The following is a 14,793-nucleotide window of genomic DNA, read 5'->3' on the forward strand; positions in this document are numbered from 1 at the left end:
CGTGGCCGTCATCATCTCCGTCTTTCCGTCCGGCCTCCGATGAACACATGGGAGGAGACGTCATGAAGTCAGGAATGAAGGTAGGTACGCGCCTGGGGTTGGGGTTTGCGTGGGTGGTCTTGCTGCTGGTGCTGGTGACCGGCTTCGGCATCTACAACATGCACCAGGTGCAGGGACGCTTCACGCATGTGGTGGAGGTCAAGAATCCCGAGAGCGCACTGGTCAAGGAGATGCTGGAGACGGTGGGCGAGCGCTCCATCTCGCTGCGCAACCTCATGCTGCCGGCCGCGCCCGAGGACGTGGACATCGAGGCGCAATACATCGAAGGCCAGACCCAGAAATACAAGGTCGCCGCGCAGAAGCTGCAACAGCTCTTTGCCGACTCCGCCGACACTTCGGAGGAAGAGAAGGCGGCCCTGCCCAAGATCCAGGCGCAGGCCGCTACCGCCGAGAAGCTCATCAACGAAGCCGTCGAATTCGGCAAGCGCCGCGAAGCCTATGAACTGGCGCAATTCCTGAAGGAGCAATACCTGCCGGTGCAGAAATCCTGGCAGGTCGAACTGAAGGCATTGGCCGCACTGGAAGACAAACTCAACCGCGAAGCCGCCGACAGCAGCGCCGCCGCCTATGCCCGTGCGCGCCTGCTGATGCTGCTCATCAGCGCCATCGGCGTGGTCACCGCGATCCTGGCGGCGATCTGGATCACGCGCCAGATCCTGCGCAAGCTGGGTGGCGAACCGGACTACGCCGTGCAGATCGCCGGCCAGATTGCCGAAGGCGACCTGGCTGTCGTGATTGATACCCACGCCGGTGACAACGACAGCCTGCTGGCGGCCATGCGCGTGATGCGCGACAAGCTCGCGGCGATCGTCTCGGAAGTGCGACGCGGTTCTGAAACCATCACTACCGCCTCGACTGAAATCGCACGCGGCAACCTGGACCTCTCCGGCCGCACCGAGCAGCAGGCTGGCGCGCTGGAAGAGACCGCCTCCTCCATGGAGCAGCTCAATTCCACCGTCAAGCAGAATGCCGAGAACGCCCACCAGGCCAACGACCTGGCGCTGGCTGCCTCCGACGTGGCGGTGCAGGGTGGCAGCATCGTCTCGCAGGTGGTGGAGACCATGCAGTCCATCAATGCCTCCTCGCAAAAGGTGGCCGATATCGTCAGCGTGATCGATGGCATCGCCTTCCAGACCAATATCCTCGCGCTCAATGCGGCGGTGGAAGCGGCGCGTGCGGGCGAGCAGGGGCGCGGCTTTGCGGTGGTGGCGTCCGAAGTGCGTTCGCTGGCGCAGCGCTCGGCCTCGGCCGCCAAGGAAATCAAGGTGCTCATCGGCGACTCGGTGGGCAAGGTGGAAAATGGCAGCAAGCTGGTCGAGCAGGCCGGCAACACCATGACCGAGATCGTCACCAGCATCCGCCGCGTCACCGACGTGATGACCGAGATCACCCACGCCAACCGCGAGCAGAGCAGCGGCATCGAACAAGTCAACGAGGCCATCATCCAGATCGACGACATGACCCAGCAGAACGCCGCCCTGGTCGAACAGGCAGCGGCCGCAGCGCGCCAGCTGCAGGAACAGGCGGCCGGTTTGCAGCAACTGGTGAGCGTGTTCCGCATCGATGCGGCACAGGCGCGCGTGACTTCGTCCACTTCTGCAACTTATGCACAACCGGCTTCGGCTGAGCGCGTCATCGACGTCACGCCCGGTGCGCCGGAGCTGCCGGGCGACAATGCGGCACTGGCGGTGCAGGGATGAAGCAGGGTCAAAACCTGGCCAAGCCGCGCTCAACACGTTCTGCCGATTGCGGTTAGACTCCGGCAGGGGATGAAGCCTGAGTGCGAAAAATGCCAGCTTGTCCGGTGCCATGAAAGCGGTCTGCAAGGACCGCTTTTTCATGTTGGCGCTCCCCCGCATCACCATCACTTCCACCACAACGAGGCCAAGTGCCACCAAGATGGAGAACCCGATGAACGACCTTCGCAATGATTTCAACAGCCTGCTGGGCCAGAGCAACCTGTCCGGCAACGCTGATCGCCGCACCTTCCTCAAGACCGCGCTGGGCACCGGCTTTGCCGCCGCCGTGCTGCCGGTGTGCGCGCAGACCATGATCAAGACCGATACCCAGGGCCTGACCGCAGGCGAGGTATCCATCGACGTCAACGGCCAGCGCGTACCGGCCTATCGCGCCCAGCCCGAGGGCAAGACCGGACTGCCGGTCATCATCGTGGTCTCCGAGATCTTCGGCGTGCATGAGCACATCGCCGACATCGCGCGCCGTTTCGCCAAGTTGGGCTACCTGGCCATCGCACCGGACTTCTTCGTGCGCCAGGGCAATCCCATGGCCTATACCTCCATTGCCGAGCTGCAGAAGGAAATCATTTCCAAGGTGCCCGATGCGCAGGTCATGGGCGACATTGATGCCTACGTGAAATGGGCCGGCGAGAACGGCGGCGACATCAAGCGCCTGGGTATCAACGGCTTCTGCTGGGGCGGCCGCATCGTGTGGCTCTACAGCGCCCACAATCCGCAGGTCAAGGCCGGGGCCGCCTGGTATGGCCGCCTGGTGGGCGACAAGACCGCGCTGTTCCCGCAGCAGCCCATCGATATCGCGCCGACACTGAAGACGCCGGTCATCGGCCTCTACGGCGGAAAGGACCAGGGCATCCCGGTTTCCACCGTGGAGCAGATGAAGGAAGCCCTGCAGAAGGCGGGCAACAAATCCGAATTCCATGTGTACGCCAATTCGGGCCACGCCTTCAACGCCGACTACCGTCCCAGCTATGTGGAGGCGGATGCCAAGGATGCATGGAGCAAGGTCGTGGCCTTCTTCAAGCAGCATGGCGTAGCCTGATGCTGATGCAATAATTTGGCGAGCTTCTTGTTGGTGCGCTTCTGATGCAGATCAAGGCAGGGCGCACCAAGATGTGCAGCGCGCAGGCAAAGGGACGGAATTCTCCGTCCCTTTTTCATTGAACCGCAGAAAGAACACATGGGTTTACGGCGCTTCCGGCCTTGGCACGCCGTTTGCTAAAGAAGCGATTGAGTAGAAGCGGCTAGCAGTCGGTAACGAAGACACTTACCTTCTTGCGGGGCATTGCTCGTGACGCCATCGGAGCCTTCCGGTGGTCCCTCTCTTTTGACAGGACACGAGACCATGCACATTGCCCGAGCGCCTTCTCATTCTGCGTTGCCGTTTTTCGCAATACTCCCCCTGATCGATTCCCTTTCCGGCAATGCCATCCGAGGTGGGCGATGAACGCTGTCACCGATCGTTTCAATGGTAGTGCCGACACCACACTGCCTTTGCGGGTGAGGGCAGTGCGCCACGCGGCCGAAGGGATTCGTCTCTTTGAACTGGTGGCGCAGGAGGGTGCCGCGTTGCCGCCCTGGACGCCGGGCGCGCACCTGCGCCTGCATTTGCAAGACGGTCTGGTGCGTGCCTATTCCCTCTGCAATACGCCGCAACAGCGCGACTGCTACGTGATTGCCGTCAAGCGCGAGAGCGATTCGCGCGGTGGATCCGCCTTCCTGCATGAACAGGTGCAGGCGGGTATGGCGATCAGCGCATCGTCTCCCGTCAATGCCTTTCCCCTCATCGCCGACACCCGCGCGCCCTTGCTGCTGGCCGCTGGTATCGGCATCACGCCGCTGCATGCGATGGCCGCCGAGATGGCTGCGCAGGGCCGGCGTCATCGCCTGCATTACTTCGCGCGCAGCCTGGCACACGCTGCATTTTTCCATGAACTGGCCGCCTGTTCGCAAGGCATGTCGCTGCATCTGGGATTGGACGGTATCGAGACCGAGCGTGCCATTGCAGCGGCACTTGCCGCCGTGCCGTCTTCGTCGCCGCTCTATGTGTGCGGACCTGCACCTTTCATCGATGCCGCGCGCCGGCATGCGCAACTGGCGGGCTGGCGCGAGCAGGACATTCATTTCGAATGGTTCGCTGCGCCTCTGATGGCGAATGCCGAGCCGCAATCTGCTGCGCAGGCTCATGCCGAAGAACGTGTATTCGAACTGGTCCTGCAGCGTTCCGGCTTGCGCTGCGAGGTGCAGCCCGGCCAGAGCATCGTCGCTGCCGCCGCGCAAGTGGGCGTGGTCATCGGCACCTCTTGCGGCGAAGGCTTCTGCGGCAGTTGCGAGAGCACCGTGCTGGAAGGCCAGCCCCTGCATCGCGACAGCGTGCTCTCTGACGCCGAACGCGCGAGCGGCCGCCGCATCCTGCCCTGCGTATCGCGCTGTGCCGGCACGCGATTGGTTCTGGATCTGTAATTGGTTAGCACGCAAAGCAAGTTCAACCCACCTGGAGAGGAAGGCTATGAAGAAGCAATCGATGCAAAAGCGGACATTCCTGCGGCACCTGGCCGCGCTGTGGCTGGGCGCGGCTGCCCTGTCGGCGACGGGCCTGGCCCACGCCGAGGACAAGGTCACGCTGCTGTCGAACTGGTATGCGCAGGCCGAGCACGGCGGCTTCTACCAGGCGGTGGCCAAAGGTATTTATAAAAAATATGGGATGGATGTGACCATCAAGATGGGTGGGCCGCAGGTCAACAACATGCAGATCCTGGTGGCCGGGCAGGCTGACTTCAGCATGGGCTATGACTTCACGGTGATGAAGGGGATCGAGCAGGGGCTGCCGCTGGTGACCGTCGGTACGTCCTTCCAGTCCGACCTGCAGGGCATGATGACGCATGATGATGTCAGCAGCTTGGGTGGTCTCAAGAGCAAGACCATCCTGGTCGCGGGCTCGGGCCAGTCGAGCTGGTGGCCGTGGCTCAAGTCCAAGTACGGCTACACCGATGCGCAGTCCAAGGCCTACACCTTCAACCTGCAGCCCTTCTTTGCCGATCCCAACATCGCGCAGCAGGCTTATCCCTCGTCCGAACTGTTCCAGGCCGACAAGGCCGGCGTGAAGAGCAAGTTCTTCCTCTTCGCCAGCGAAGGCTATCCGCCCTATGGCACCACCATCGTTACGCTCCAGAAGACAGTGGCTACCAAGCCTGACCTGGTGCAGCGCTTCGTCAAGGCCACCGCCGAAGGCTGGAAGAGCTACCTGGAAGACCCGGCACCGGCCAATGCCCTCATCAAGGCCGACAACAAGAACATGGGGGATGAGCAACTGGCCTATGCCCTGGGCAAGCTCAAGGAACTCAAGGTCGTCACTGGTGGTGATGCGGCCAAGCTGGGCATCGGCGTGATGACCGATGAGCGCTGGAAACAAACCTATGACGTCATGGTCGCCACCGGCCTGCTCAAGGCGGGCACCGATTATCACAAGGCTTACACCACCCAGTTCGTCAAGGACATGAAGGTCATGCCCTGATGTTGTGACCCGCTGGTCGCTGCTGCCTTTTGCTGCCCGCAGCAGCGATCCCTTTAGCGTGAGGACGCCATGATTCCCTACACAGTACCCATGACCGCGCGCCGCATTCCGGTGATCGATTTCGCCGATGCGTTCTCGCCCGAACTGGTCCGCCGCGAGGCGCTGGCCTGGGAGATCCACAAGATCTCGCGCGACGTGGGTTTCTTCTACCTCGTCAATCACGGTGTCGCGCCCTCGCTGGTCGAGCAGCAGTTCGACTGGGCGCGGCGTTTCTTTGCCTTGCCCCAGTCTAGCAAATCGGCCATCGACATGCGGCATTCTCCGTCCGGCTACGGATACGAGCGCATGGGCGCGCAGGCCCTCGATGAAGGATCGCCCGCTGACCTGAAGGAAGGCTTCCAGTTCGGCTTTGACATCGCGCCCGATCATCCGTATGTACAACGCGGCCTGCTGCGCTATGGCCACCACCTGTGGCCGCAGGATCTGCCGGGTTTCGAAGAGCACTCACGGCTGTATTACGACGCCGTGCGCGCCCTGTCGCATCGCCTGCTGGGCGTGATCGCACTGTCGCTGGAGATGCCCGAGGATTTCTTCGAGCCGGTGCTGCAGGCACCCATCGCCACCCAGCGCATGCTGCACTATCCGCCCCAGCCTGACGGTGCACGCCACAACCAGATCGGTGCCGGTGCCCATACCGATTGGGGCCTGGTCACCATCCTCGCGCAGGACGACATCGGCGGACTGGAAATCTGCAATGCCGATGGCCAATGGGTGAGCGCGCCCCCCATCGCGGAAAGTTTCGTGGTCAACATCGGCGACTTGCTGCAGCGCTGGAGCAATGACCTGTATCACAGCAATGCGCACCGCGTGCTCAATGCGGGCAGTGCACCGCGCTATTCGCTGCCGTTCTTCCAGGATGGCGACCAGGCGGCCGTGGTGGCCTGCCTGCCCAGTTGCTGCAGCGATGAACGCCCGGCGCGCTACGCACCCTGCACCATCGGTGACTACCTGGAAATGAAAGTGAAGCAGACCTTCGGGGCGGTGGCGGCGGCCTGAGCTGCCGCATGACACCTCGAAGCCAATGTATTTCGGCGAAGGCGACCGTGTTGGCACGCCGGCCGGACCACTGCGAACCATGGCGGTCGCAGTCCAAGCAGAAGGAGCAGCCTCATGCTGGTAACTCAACAAAAAGTCTTGCGCAAGTTCTGGTACGCGCTCATGCCCGTCACGCAATTGAAGGACGGTCCGCAGCCCTTTACGCTCCTGGGTGAGAAGCTGGTGGTCTGGCTCAAGGAGGATGGTTCGCCCGCCGCCTTGCAGGACCGCTGCTGCCATCGCACGGCCAGGTTGTCCAAGGGCTTCGTGGAAAACGGCAACATCGTCTGCGGCTATCACGGCTGGACCTTCAACGGCGAGGGCGCCTGCGTGCGCGTGCCGCAGAGCGTGGATGGCAGCGTGCCGTCAGGCGCCTGCGTGAAGTCGTATTTCTGCAAGGAGCGCTACGGATATGTGTGGGTGGCGCTGGAAGAACCGCTGCGCGATATCCCTGAGTTTCCCGAGGATGGCGCGCCCGGCTATCGGCGCATCTTCCAGTTCTACGAGCGCTGGGAGACCAGTGCCCTGCGCATGATGGAAAACTCCTTCGACAATTCGCACTTCAGCTACGTGCATCGCGCCACCTTCGGCCTGTATGACCAGCCCAAGCCGGAGAAATACGAGATCGAGGAAACCGACTACGGCTTCGAAGCCGAAACCCGCGTGCCCATCAAGAACGTCCCGGCCAGCCATCGCGTCACCGGCAGCACCGCCGACACCACGGTGCGCCACATGTTCAACCGCTGGTACCTGCCCTTCGTGCGCCGCTTTGGCTGCACCTATCCGGAGAGCGGCCGCCATCACATCATCTACAACTGCGCCACGCCCATCGATGATGGTGCCATCATGCTGTCGCAATGGCTCTATCGCAACGATACCGAAGAAGAGTGTTCCGAAGCCGAACTGATCGCCTGGGATGCCCCCATCCTGGTGGAAGACCGCGAGATCCTGGAAGCCACTGACCCCGATGCCTGCATCGACGTGCGCCGCCGCCAGGAATTTCACATGGCCTCGGATCGTCCCGGCCTCATCATGCGCCGCATGCTGCTGCAATTGCTGGAAGAGCACGGCGAATCCGAAGTGTTCCGCATCCACCCCGCTGCATGAACCCGCCAGGAGATCCCATGGACAGAGATGAATTCGCCATGTCGCAGGCCGCGGCATGGGAGCAGGAGAGGGCGGCCGCAGCGGCTGCCGAGGCGGGTACGCCGCCGGTGCTGTCGGCACAGCGGGTGGAGAAGACCTATCGCAACGGCACGCGCGCGCTGGACGAGGTGAAGCTCGATATCGGGCGCGGCGAGTTCGTCTCGCTGCTGGGGCCGTCGGGCTGTGGCAAGAGCACCTTGCTGAAGATGTTTGCCGGGCTGGAAGAACCGTCCCACGGCCACATCCGCTGGTGGGGCGGCAACCTGGCCACGGTGGGCACGCCTGAACGCACGCTGGCCATGGTGTTCCAGGAAGCCACCCTGATGCCCTGGGCCACGGTGGAGCAGAATGCAAGGCTGCCGCTGGAGCTGCGCCACGTGCCGCGCGCGCAGGCCGATGCGCGGGTGGCCGAGGCATTGAAACTGGTGGGCCTGGAAAAATTCCACAAGGTGCTGCCGCGCGAACTCTCGGGCGGCATGCAGATGCGTGCCTCCATTGCGCGTGCGCTGGCCACCTCACCCAATCTGCTGCTCATGGATGAGCCCTTCGGTGCCCTCGATGAATTCACCCGCAACAAGCTCGATGCCGACCTGCGCGACATCTGGAGCAAGCAGGACCTGACCGTGGTCTTCGTCACCCACAGCATCTATGAAGCGGTGTTCCTGTCCTCGCGCGTGATCGTGATGGCAGCCCGCCCCGGGCGGGTGATTGCGGATGTGGCCATCGAGGTGGACGGTCCACGCGATGAAGCTTTCCGTATTTCGGCCCCCTTCATGCAGTACTGCAAGACGCTTTCCGATTACCTCACGCTGGCCAACCAGCAAGGAGACGGCCATGAAGCCCAACACTGATCCGCTGGTCAATCGTCCCGGGTTCTGGCGCGTGGTCGCGCCGCTGTCCATTGGCATCGCCCTGCTGCTGATGTGGCAGATCGTCTGCACGCTGCTGGAGGTGCCGCCTTACCTGGTACCCACGCCCGCGCTGATTGCCAAGACCCTGGTGGCCGATTGGGGCATGCTGATGGAGTCGCTGCTGGTCACGCTGAAGATCACCTTCCTGGCCTTCGTGCTGGCGGTGATCCTGGGCGTGTCCATCGCTTTCGTGTTCGTGCAGAGCCGCTTCATCGAGGTCAGTCTCTTCCCTTACGCGATCATCCTGCAGGTCACGCCCATCGTCGCCATCGCTCCGCTCATCATCATCTGGGTCAAAGACACCACGGCCGCGCTGACGGTATGCGCCACCATCATGGCGCTGTTCCCCATCATCTCCAACACCACGCTGGGACTGCGCAGCGTCAATCCGGGCCTGCTCAACCTGTTCCGGCTCAACAAGGCCACGCGCTGGCAGACCTTGCGCCGCCTGCGCATTCCCAGTGCCTTGCCGTATTTCTTTGGCGGCCTGCGTATTTCAAGCGGGCTGGCGCTGATCGGGGCGGTGGTGGCCGAGTTCGTGGCGGGCACCGGTGGCACCGGATCGGGACTGGCCTACCAGATCCTGCAGGCGGGTTTCCAGCTCAACATTCCGCGTCTGTTTGCGGCCCTGCTGCTCATCACGCTGACCGGCATCCTGCTGTTCTGGCTGATGAGTGCGTTGTCGCGCGCCATGCTGGCCGGCTGGCATGAGAGCGAGATGGCATGATGACGACTGTCCAAGGAGCCGACCTGTCATGAACACTTTTTTGATCCGCAACCTGCAGGCCATCCTGACCGGCCTGCCCGGCGAGGCCGCGCGCCACGCCGGTCCCGACATCCGCGTGGCCGATGGGGTGATTGCCGCCATCGGAAAGCTCGACGCACTGCCTGGTGAGAACGTGATCGATGCCGGCGATTGCGTGGCCTATCCGGCCTGGGTCAATACCCATCATCACCTGTTCCAGTCGCTGTTGAAGGGGGATCCGCTGGGCATCAATGCCACGCTCACGCCCTGGCTGGCGGCCACCCCTTATCGCTATCGCGCCAAATTCGATGCCGAGCTGTTCCGCCTGGCTGCGCGCATCGGCATGGTCGAACTGATGCGCTCGGGCTGCGGCACGATTGCCGATCACAACTACCTGTATTACCCCGGCATGCCGTTTGATACCTCGGAGATCCTGTTCGAGGAAGCGGAAAAGCTGGGCCTGCGTTTCGTCCTGTGCCGGGGCACCGCCACCCGCACGCGGCAGCTGGAGGCAGAGTTGCCCAGTGCACTGCGCCCCGAGACGCTCGATGCGTTCCTGACCGACATGCAGCGCCTGGCCAGGCGCTTCCATGATCCTGCGCCCGCTTCGATGCGGCGCGTGGTGATGGCACCGACCACGCCGCTGTATTCGGCGGCCCCCGAGGAAATGCGCGCCATCGCCGATGCCGCGCGGGAGTCGGGGTTGCGGCTGCACAGCCATCTCTCGGAGACGGCCGGCTACCAGGACAGCGCACACGCCATGCATGGCTGCCGCCCGGTGGAATTCTGCGAACGCATCGGCTGGCTGGGGCCGGACGTGTGGTTTGCGCATCTGGTGAAGCTTGATGCCGAAGAAATTGCCTTGCTGGGAAGTACCGGAACGGGCATCGCCCATTGCCCGCAAAGCAACGGTCGCCTGGGCAGTGGCATCGCCCCGATCCGTGCGCTGGAGGCAGCGGGCGTGCCGGTGTCCATTGGCGTGGATGGTGCGGCCTCCAACGAGGCGGCCGACATGATCTCGGAAACGCACGCCGCCTGGCTGATGCAGCGCGCCCGGCGCGGCCAGGAGGCGACTCCGACGTTCCGGGGCGGGGCCTTCGAAGGCGGTGCCGATGAAGCGACGGTGGAGGATGTGGTGCGCTGGGGGACGACCGGTGGCGCCCGGGTGCTTGGCCTGGACGGACTGCAGGGCCTGCAGGTGGGTCAGCAAGCTGACATTGCCTTGTACCGGCTGGATGATCCGCGCTACTTTGGCTTGCATGATCCGGCCATCGGCCCCGTGGCCTCGGGTGGCCGGCCTTTCCTGAAGGCAATGTGGGTCGGTGGCCGCGCCGTGGTCCGCGATGACGCCATCCCCGGCGTGGATCTGGCCGAACTCGGTGCGCAGGCGAGGCAGGCTGTCAAAAAGATGCTCGAAGGCAATTGAGGCTGGCAAAGCCGGCTGCATGCGGCCGGCTTTGCGCGCGCTGCCCCACGAGCCACATGGGATCCCGGCCAAAACTGCTAAAATGCCGGGATGATCAAGAGACGCAATTCTCCCTTCAGTTTCTCAGCCGAGGATTTCGACGAATCCGTGGATTCCTTTGGCGCTTTCGACCCATTCCATTCCGACGCCCCTTCCCGCCACGCTGCCGGCTCCGATGCCAGCGGCCAGGCCGAGGGCGACGATGCCGCTGACGAGGTCCGTCCCCCGCTGGAACTGGACCTGACCAATCATTTCCTGATCGCCATGCCGTCCATGCTGGACCCGATCTTCGGCGGCACCGTGGTCTATCTTTGCGAGCACAACCACAACGGCGCGCTGGGCGTGGTCATCAACAAGCCCACCGACATGACCATGGATGTGCTGTTCGACCGCATCAACCTCAAGCTGGAGATCCGGCCCGACACCCCCGATGCCATGCCCGAGCTGTATCGCCGCCCGGTCATGTTCGGCGGCCCGGTGCAGGTGGAGCGCGGCTTCGTGCTGCATTCGACCTCGGAAAAATATTCCTCGACCCTGCAGGTTACCGATGAGGTCGCGCTGACCACCTCCAAGGACGTGCTCGAAGCGGTGGCCCACGGTGATGGCCCCGAGCGCGTGCTGGTCACCCTGGGTTGCTCGGGCTGGAGCCCGGGCCAGCTCGAAGGCGAGATCGGCCGCAATGGCTGGCTGACGGTCAAGGCTGACCCTGCCATCATTTTTGAGTTGCCGGTGGAGCAACGCTTCACGGCGGCGCTGGCCCTCTTGGGCATCGATCCGGTGATGCTGTCCGGCGACGCCGGCCGGGCCTGAGGGAGCGGGGACGTTTGGATACCATCCTGGCCTTCGACTTCGGCTTGAAGCGCATCGGCGTGGCCGTGGGCAATACCGGCCTGAAGCAGGCGCAGCCGCTGGCGGTGATCAGCGAAGCGACCAACGACGGCAAGTTCGCGGCGATTGCGCGCCTGATTGCGGAGTGGCAACCGGCGCGCTGCGTGGTCGGCCTGCCCCTGCATCCGGACGGTGCCGAGCACGAGATGAGCGTGCGCTGCCGCCGCTTTGCCAACCAGTTGCACGGCCGCTACGGGCTCGAGGTCACGCTGGTGGATGAACGCTACAGTTCGGCGGTCATCCAGCACCAGCGCGGCGAACAGATCGACGACCAGGCGGCCGCCATCATTTTGCAGCAATACTTTGACGACGCACATTCATGAGCACAACACCTTCCCAGCTTGATGCAGAAGCGCTGTACCAAACCTTGGTACAGCAGATCCAAGCCGGCCTGCAGGGCGCAACCGAGGTTGCGCTGGTGGGCATCCACTCCGGCGGTGCCTGGCTGGCTGAACGCCTGGCTACCGAACTGGGCCTGGCCGAGCGCCTGGGCTTCGTCGACGTGTCCTTTTACCGTGACGATTTTTCCGAGAAGGGCCTGCGCGCTGACGTGAAGCCCAGCCAAATTCCCTTCGATGTCGAGGGCGCCACCATCCTGCTGGTCGACGACGTGCTCTACACCGGCCGCACTACACGGGCCGCCATCAACGAACTGTTCGACTATGGCCGTCCGGCGCGCGTGCTGCTGGCGGCGCTGGTGGACCGCGGTGGCCGCGAGCTGCCCATTGCCGCCGATTTCGTCGCGGCCTCGGTCGAACTCAGCAAACAAGAAAACCTGCAACTGCAACGCGCCGACGACGGCCGCTTCTCCCTTACGGTGGTCCATGCTTAATCCCCAACTCAACAAAAACGGCGAACTGCAACACCTGCTGACCATCGAGGGCCTGCCGCGCTCGATCCTGACGCACATCCTCGATACTGCCTCGTCCTTCGTCAGCATCGGCGACCGCGAAGTCAAGAAGGTGCCGCTGATGCGCGGCAAGAGCGTCTTCAACCTGTTCTTCGAGAACTCCACGCGCACCCGCACCACCTTCGAGATCGCCTCCAAGCGCCTCTCGGCGGACGTGATCAACCTCAATATCCAGGCCTCCAGTACCAGCAAGGGCGAGTCGCTGCTGGACACCATCGACAACCTGGCGGCCATGCACGCCGACATGTTCGTGGTGCGCCATGCGCAATCGGGCGCGCCCTTCCTGATCGCCAAGCACCTGATCGATACGAAGCAGTCGCACGTCCACGTGGTCAACGCCGGTGACGGCCGCCACGCGCACCCGACCCAGGGTCTCTTGGACATGTACACCATCCGTCACTACAAGAAAGACTTCACCAACCTGCGTGTGGCCATCGTCGGCGACATCCTGCACAGCCGCGTAGCGCGCTCGGACATTCACGCGCTGACCACCCTGGGCGTGCCTGAAGTGCGCGCCATCGGTCCGCGCACCTTGCTGCCCAGCGGCCTGGAGCAGATGGGCGTGCGGGTCTTCCACAACATGGAAGAGGGCTTGAAGGATGTGGACGTCATCATCATGCTGCGCCTGCAGAACGAGCGCATGAGCGGTGCCTTGCTGCCGTCGGCGCAGGAGTTCTTCAAGAGCTACGGCCTGACCCCGGAACGCCTGGCCCTGGCCAAGCCGGACGCCATCGTCATGCACCCCGGCCCGATGAACCGCGGCGTGGAAATCGATTCCGCCGTGGCCGATGGCGCACAGGCCGTGATCCTGCCGCAGGTGACCTTCGGCATTGCGGTGCGCATGGCGGTCATGAGCATCGTGGCTGGCAATTGAACCCGGGTGACGACGACCGTCACCGCGACGTTTTGAACGATCCGTTAAGAAGACAAGAACTGATGAAACTGCATATCAAGAACGGCCGCCTGATCGACCCGGCCAACGGCATCGATGCCCAGCAGGATGTGTATGTGGCCGCCGGCAAGATCGTCGGCGTCGGCCAGGCCCCGGCTGACTTCGTGGCCAACAAGACCATCGACGCTACCGGCCTGATCGTGGCTCCCGGCCTGGTGGACCTGTCGGCCCGCTTGCGCGAGCCCGGCTACGAATACAAGGCCACGCTGGAATCCGAAATGCAGGCCGCCATCCAGGGCGGCGTGACCAGCCTGGTCTGCCCGCCGGATACCGACCCGGTGCTGGACGAACCTGGCCTGGTGGAAATGCTCAAGCACCGCGCCCGTTCGCTGAATCAGGCCCACGTCTATCCGCTGGGCGCGCTCACCGCCGGCCTGAAGGGAAAGGCGCTCACCGAAATGGCCGAGCTGACCGAAGCCGGTTGCATCGGCTTTTCGCAAGCCGAAGAGCCGATCACCGATACCACCGTGCTGCTGTCGGCCCTGCAATACGCCAAGACCTTCAACTACACCGTCTGGCTGCGCCCCCAGGACCCGCACCTGGGCCGCACCGGCATCGCCCACAGCGGCCCTGCCGCTTCGCGCCTGGGTTTGTCGGGCGTGCCGGTGATGTCGGAGACCATTGCGCTCTATACCCTGTTCGAACTGATGCGCGCCACCGGTGCCCGCGTCCACCTGTGCCGCATGTCCTCGGCCGCCGGTCTGGAGCTGGTGCGCCAGGCCAAGAGCGAAGGCCTGCCGGTGACCTGCGATGTGGGTGTACACCACATCCATCTGTGCGACCTGGACATCGGCTTCTTCGATTCCAATGCCCGCATGACGCCGCCGCTGCGTTCGCAGCGCGACCGTGAAGCAATCCGCACGGCCTTGCTGGATGGCACCATCGATGCCGTCTGCTCGGATCACACCCCGGTCGATGACGATGAGAAGCTGCTGCCCTTCGGCGAAGCCTCGCCGGGCGCAACCGGCCTGGAACTGCTGCTGTCGCTGTCGCTGAAGTGGGCGCTGGAGACTGAAGGCGAGGGCAAGGAAGTGCTCTCCAAGGCCATCTCCAAGGTGACCCATCGCGCCGCCAAGGTGGCGGGCCTGAAGGCCGGCAACCTGGCCGTGGGCAGCGTGGCCGACCTGTGCCTGTTTGATCCCAATACCTTGTGGAAGGTGCAGGGCTCGGCACTGGCGAGCCAGGGCAAGCACACCCCGTTCCTGGGCTATGAGCTGCCGGGCGTGGTCAAGGCGACCATCGTCTCGGGGCATATTGCCTTCGAGCGCTGAAAACCTGTCGCTTGATTTTCAGTTTGATTTTTTCTTGATCGATGGTTGACTGCGGGCAACTTCGATCTTGAATTTCGATCAA

The 14,793-nt window shown here is 63.5% G+C and carries 14 protein-coding genes; all 14 read left to right on the top strand.

The features are described 5' to 3' along the window. Window positions 1-62 precede the first annotated feature (62 nt). Window positions 63-1,760 carry a methyl-accepting chemotaxis protein gene (locus J2X56_RS19805; protein WP_310161929.1) on the top strand — a complete coding sequence of 566 codons (1,698 nt, stop codon included), beginning with the start codon at window positions 63-65 and terminating at the stop codon, window positions 1,758-1,760. A 211-nt stretch (window positions 1,761-1,971) separates the two neighbouring features. Beyond that, window positions 1,972-2,856: a dienelactone hydrolase family protein gene (locus J2X56_RS19810; protein WP_134135630.1), complete on the top strand. Its 885-nt coding sequence runs from the start codon at window positions 1,972-1,974 to the stop codon at window positions 2,854-2,856. A 401-nt stretch (window positions 2,857-3,257) separates the two neighbouring features. After that, a complete protein-coding gene (locus J2X56_RS19815; RefSeq protein ID WP_209568146.1) occupies window positions 3,258-4,277 on the top strand; it encodes a PDR/VanB family oxidoreductase in 1,020 nt (339 codons plus the stop codon). A 61-nt stretch (window positions 4,278-4,338) separates the two neighbouring features. Next, window positions 4,339-5,328: an ABC transporter substrate-binding protein gene (locus tag J2X56_RS19820; protein ID WP_245202086.1), complete on the top strand. Its 990-nt coding sequence runs from the start codon at window positions 4,339-4,341 to the stop codon at window positions 5,326-5,328. A gap of 69 nt (window positions 5,329-5,397) precedes the next feature. Beyond that, the gene (locus J2X56_RS19825) at window positions 5,398-6,384 is read left to right on the top strand and encodes a 2-oxoglutarate and iron-dependent oxygenase domain-containing protein (protein ID WP_310161935.1); all 987 of its coding nucleotides are present in this window, start codon (window positions 5,398-5,400) and stop codon (window positions 6,382-6,384) included. Window positions 6,385-6,498: 114 nt separating this feature from the next. Then, on the top strand, window positions 6,499-7,530 hold the full coding sequence (locus J2X56_RS19830; RefSeq protein WP_039789311.1) for an aromatic ring-hydroxylating dioxygenase subunit alpha: 1,032 nt from the start codon (window positions 6,499-6,501) through the stop codon (window positions 7,528-7,530). A 17-nt stretch (window positions 7,531-7,547) separates the two neighbouring features. After that, a complete protein-coding gene (locus tag J2X56_RS19835; RefSeq protein ID WP_034330925.1) occupies window positions 7,548-8,420 on the top strand; it encodes an ABC transporter ATP-binding protein in 873 nt (290 codons plus the stop codon). After that, window positions 8,404-9,207 carry an ABC transporter permease gene (locus J2X56_RS19840; RefSeq protein ID WP_039789316.1) on the top strand — a complete coding sequence of 268 codons (804 nt, stop codon included), beginning with the start codon at window positions 8,404-8,406 and terminating at the stop codon, window positions 9,205-9,207. The genes J2X56_RS19835 and J2X56_RS19840 overlap by 17 nt, the downstream gene beginning before the upstream one ends. 28 nt (window positions 9,208-9,235) lie before the next feature. After that, the gene (locus J2X56_RS19845; RefSeq protein WP_310161952.1) at window positions 9,236-10,651 is read left to right on the top strand and encodes an amidohydrolase family protein; all 1,416 of its coding nucleotides are present in this window, start codon (window positions 9,236-9,238) and stop codon (window positions 10,649-10,651) included. A gap of 90 nt (window positions 10,652-10,741) precedes the next feature. After that, window positions 10,742-11,500: a YqgE/AlgH family protein gene (locus J2X56_RS19850; RefSeq protein WP_198516533.1), complete on the top strand. Its 759-nt coding sequence runs from the start codon at window positions 10,742-10,744 to the stop codon at window positions 11,498-11,500. 14 nt (window positions 11,501-11,514) lie between these two features. After that, window positions 11,515-11,901 (top strand): Holliday junction resolvase RuvX, encoded by a 387-nt coding sequence (gene ruvX, locus J2X56_RS19855; protein ID WP_008334858.1) that lies wholly within the window; start codon window positions 11,515-11,517, stop codon window positions 11,899-11,901. Beyond that, on the top strand, window positions 11,898-12,410 hold the full coding sequence (gene pyrR / locus J2X56_RS19860) for a bifunctional pyr operon transcriptional regulator/uracil phosphoribosyltransferase PyrR (RefSeq protein ID WP_121042729.1): 513 nt from the start codon (window positions 11,898-11,900) through the stop codon (window positions 12,408-12,410). The genes ruvX and pyrR overlap by 4 nt, the downstream gene beginning before the upstream one ends. Next, window positions 12,403-13,362: an aspartate carbamoyltransferase catalytic subunit gene (locus tag J2X56_RS19865; protein ID WP_008334861.1), complete on the top strand. Its 960-nt coding sequence runs from the start codon at window positions 12,403-12,405 to the stop codon at window positions 13,360-13,362. Before pyrR ends, J2X56_RS19865 begins: the two co-directional genes overlap by 8 nt. 62 nt (window positions 13,363-13,424) lie before the next feature. Further along, a complete protein-coding gene (locus J2X56_RS19870) occupies window positions 13,425-14,711 on the top strand; it encodes a dihydroorotase (RefSeq protein ID WP_039789323.1) in 1,287 nt (428 codons plus the stop codon). Window positions 14,712-14,793 lie beyond the last annotated feature (82 nt).

Source organism: Herbaspirillum sp. 1173, assembly GCF_031455335.1.
GTDB lineage: Bacteria > Pseudomonadota > Gammaproteobacteria > Burkholderiales > Burkholderiaceae_D > Herbaspirillum > Herbaspirillum huttiense.

Coding starts and splice junctions, on each gene's coding strand:
- J2X56_RS19845 (WP_310161952.1), top strand. CDS start 9,236: ATGAACACTTTTTTGATCCGCAACCTGCAGGCCATCCTGACCGGCCTG.
- J2X56_RS19850 (WP_198516533.1), top strand. CDS start 10,742: ATGATCAAGAGACGCAATTCTCCCTTCAGTTTCTCAGCCGAGGATTTC.
- J2X56_RS19810 (WP_134135630.1), top strand. CDS start 1,972: ATGAACGACCTTCGCAATGATTTCAACAGCCTGCTGGGCCAGAGCAAC.
- J2X56_RS19815 (WP_209568146.1), top strand. CDS start 3,258: ATGAACGCTGTCACCGATCGTTTCAATGGTAGTGCCGACACCACACTG.
- J2X56_RS19835 (WP_034330925.1), top strand. CDS start 7,548: ATGGACAGAGATGAATTCGCCATGTCGCAGGCCGCGGCATGGGAGCAG.
- J2X56_RS19825 (WP_310161935.1), top strand. CDS start 5,398: ATGATTCCCTACACAGTACCCATGACCGCGCGCCGCATTCCGGTGATC.
- J2X56_RS19820 (WP_245202086.1), top strand. CDS start 4,339: ATGCAAAAGCGGACATTCCTGCGGCACCTGGCCGCGCTGTGGCTGGGC.
- J2X56_RS19870 (WP_039789323.1), top strand. CDS start 13,425: ATGAAACTGCATATCAAGAACGGCCGCCTGATCGACCCGGCCAACGGC.
- pyrR (WP_121042729.1), top strand. CDS start 11,898: ATGAGCACAACACCTTCCCAGCTTGATGCAGAAGCGCTGTACCAAACC.
- J2X56_RS19805 (WP_310161929.1), top strand. CDS start 63: ATGAAGTCAGGAATGAAGGTAGGTACGCGCCTGGGGTTGGGGTTTGCG.
- J2X56_RS19830 (WP_039789311.1), top strand. CDS start 6,499: ATGCTGGTAACTCAACAAAAAGTCTTGCGCAAGTTCTGGTACGCGCTC.
- J2X56_RS19840 (WP_039789316.1), top strand. CDS start 8,404: ATGAAGCCCAACACTGATCCGCTGGTCAATCGTCCCGGGTTCTGGCGC.
- J2X56_RS19865 (WP_008334861.1), top strand. CDS start 12,403: ATGCTTAATCCCCAACTCAACAAAAACGGCGAACTGCAACACCTGCTG.